The 2,740-nt window shown below is 71.5% G+C and carries 5 protein-coding genes; 2 read left to right on the forward strand and 3 right to left on the reverse strand.

Annotated features, from left to right (window positions below):
- Positions 1-345: aminotransferase class V-fold PLP-dependent enzyme (locus VIR15_RS09145; RefSeq protein ID WP_331927167.1), on the forward strand; the 345-nt coding region annotated here is incomplete at its 5' end.
- A 38-nt stretch (positions 346-383) separates the two neighbouring features.
- Positions 384-617 (forward strand): sulfurtransferase TusA family protein, encoded by a 234-nt coding sequence (locus VIR15_RS09150; protein WP_331927170.1) that lies wholly within the window; start codon positions 384-386, stop codon positions 615-617.
- A 12-nt stretch (positions 618-629) separates the two neighbouring features.
- Here VIR15_RS09150 and aat read toward each other — a convergent pair whose 3' ends face one another.
- The 3 genes from aat to VIR15_RS09165 form a co-directional block, all read right to left on the reverse strand.
- On the reverse strand, positions 630-1,304 hold the full coding sequence (gene aat, locus VIR15_RS09155) for a leucyl/phenylalanyl-tRNA--protein transferase (RefSeq protein ID WP_331927168.1): 675 nt from the start codon (positions 1,302-1,304) through the stop codon (positions 630-632).
- 9 nt (positions 1,305-1,313) lie between these two features.
- Positions 1,314-2,300, reverse strand: a complete 987-nt coding sequence (locus VIR15_RS09160) for a carbohydrate kinase family protein (protein ID WP_331927169.1) — start codon at positions 2,298-2,300, stop codon at positions 1,314-1,316.
- A gap of 9 nt (positions 2,301-2,309) precedes the next feature.
- A partial coding sequence (locus tag VIR15_RS09165) for a helix-turn-helix domain-containing protein (protein WP_524538095.1) occupies positions 2,310-2,740 on the reverse strand: 431 nt, incomplete at its 5' end.

Consider the following 2,740-nt stretch of genomic DNA (forward strand, 5'->3'; position numbering starts at 1 on the left):
GCCGCCGCCTCAGCAGTACCGGACACCGAGGTCGTCGGCGATCCCGTGGACCGGATGCCGCACGTGGTGACCTTCTCCAGCCTCTTCGTCGATGGCGAGGCCCTCGTCGGCGCGCTCGATCGCCAGGGCCTGGCCGTGGCGAGCGGTTCGGCGTGCACCTCCAGCACCCTCGAGCCGAGCCATGTCCTCGCCGCCATGGGAACCCTGACCCACGGGAACGTCCGGCTGACGCTCCCGCTGCGAGCGGTGAGCACGGGCCGCGCCGATGACGTCGACGTTTTCTGCGCGAGTCTCGGCCCGACGATCGAGGCGGTCCGCGGCGAGCTCGGAGTGGCCGGGCTGTGACCGGCGGCGGGTCGGATCCCGGACCAGGCGAGGACGTCGTGGACGCCCGCGGCAAACGGTGCCCGATACCCGTGATCGACCTCGCACGCCACGCCGCCGAGCACCCGACCGCACATCGGGTGCTGGTCCTGGCCACCGATCCCGCCGCGGCCCACGACATTCCGGCCTGGTGCCGGATGCGGGGACACCACTTCGTCGAGCAGCGCCCGTCCCGGGACCACACCGTCTATGTGGTGGAGCTCATCGAGCAGAACGAGCAGGTGACGACGTAGCCGTTACGGCCGTCAAGCCCACATGGCGGGCAGCGGCGCCTCCAAGGCCGTGGCGAGCAGGCGTCGGTACTCGTTCCTCGCCACCTCCGTGACGCCGAGCGTGGCCAGGTGATCGGTGCGCCACTGGACGTCGACCAGCCGGCGCGCGTCGCAGTCCTCGGCCAGCAGGCCGTGCAACCCCACGAGCGCGACCTTCGAGGCGTCCCGCACGAGGTGGAACATCGACTCGCCCGCGAAGAGACCGCCGATGGCGACCCCGTAGAGACCGCCGACGAGCCGGTCCTCCTGCCACGTCTCGATGGAGTGCGCCCAGCCGACCTCGTGCATTCGAAGGTAGGCCTCGACGATCTGCGGGGTGATCCAGCGCCCGCTGCGTCGCGGGTCGGCGCAGGCGAGCAGCACCTGCTCGAAGGCCGTGTCCACCCGCACCTCGAAACGAGCGAGCGACTTGCGCAGTGACCTGCTCACCTTGAGGTCGCCGAGCCGCAGGATCCCCCGAGGGTCCGGCGACCACCAGCCCAGCGGATCACCCCCGTGGTCGCCGATCCCCATCGGGAAGGCGCCGACGGTGTAGGCCTCGTAGAGCGTCGCGACGGCGAGGTCGGCGCCGATCCCGATGAGGTCCTCGCCGGGAGGCACCCGGTCGAGGTCGAAGTCCCACGGGGTGGGCGGCGGCGGTGTCGGCACAGCCGCGGATCAGGGTCGCTCGCAGTCGATGTGCGGGCCGATCTCCGCGGCCGACTCGTCGCCGTACGCGTCCGCGAGGCGGTCGAGGAAGCCGCCCTTCCTCAGGGAGTACTCCTGCGTCCCGACCGTCTCGATGACGTACGTCGCGAGCATCGCACCGAGCTCGGCGCACCGCTGGACCGGCAGCTTCGACGCCAGGCCGGTGAGGAATCCCGCGCGGAAGGCGTCTCCGACGCCCGTTGGGTCAGCCTTGCGGACCTCGCGGGCAGCGCCGATGTGGATCGGCTCCTCGCCGCGGACCCGGACGGTGACGCCGTGCTTGCCCTGGGTCTTGACCTGGACGCGAACCCGGGCGGCGAGCTCCTCCTCGCTCCAGCCGGTCTTCTGGCAGGCGATCCCCGCCTCGTACTCGTTGGTCAGGAGGTACTCGGCGCCGTCGATGAGACCCCGGATGCCCTCGCCGTCGAGGAAGGCCAGCTGCTGGGACGGGTCCGCCGCGAAGGGGATGCCCCGCGTGCGGCACTCATCCGTGTGACGCTGCATCGCGACGGGGTCGTTGGCGCCGATGACGACGAGGTCGAGCCCACCGACGCGGTCCGCGACCGGCCCGAGCTCGATGTCTCGCGCCTCCGTCATGGCGCCGGCGTAGAACGTGGCGATCTGGGCCATGTCCCGATCGGTCGTGCAGATGAAGCGTGCCGTGTGCTGGGACTGCGAGTAGTGGACCGAGGCGCAGTCGACGCCATGCCGCTCGAGCCACGAGCGGTAGTCGGTGAAGTCCTCGCCCACCGCGCCCACGAGGATGGGCCGCTGTCCGAGCGTCGCCATGCCGAAGGCGATGTTCGCCGCCACCCCACCACGACGGACCTGGAGGTCCTCGGTGAGGAAGGAGAGCGAGATCTTGTCCAGCTGCTCGACAACCAGGGAGTCCGCGAAGAGTCCCTCGAAGGTCATCAGGTGGTCGGTGGCGATGGAACCGGTGATGGCGATCTGCACATCGCAAACCTAGCGTGCGGGGGCCGGGCAGGGCCGTCGCACCTCTGCCCCCGCGCGGCGACTGCGCCGGGCGAGACGGGCAACGCAGTGGCTCGGCCCCACGAGCGGCTCGAGGCTCTCGACGTCCACGGGTGCCCCGACGCGCTCGAGCAGGCCCTCCATGAGGCCGCGATGGACCGCGCACACGACGTCGAGGTGCTGTGTGGCCACCTCGAGGAACGGACACGCGGTGACGTCGATGCGCGCCCGCTCCCCCTCGACCGCCGGGCGGGACTCGAAGCCCATGCCGGAGAGCGTGTCGACGACGAGGTGCGCAGCGGCGGAGAGGGACCCGGGCCGCTCCCCCGCCGGCGCGGCGAGCCCACCGAAGGTGCGGCCGGCGTCGGCGGCCTCACGAGCCGGGTCCACCGCACTGCTGGCCAGGTGGGTCGCGAGGATGT

The organism is Intrasporangium sp., from assembly GCF_036566125.1.
Taxonomy (GTDB): Bacteria; Actinomycetota; Actinomycetes; order Actinomycetales; family Dermatophilaceae; genus Intrasporangium.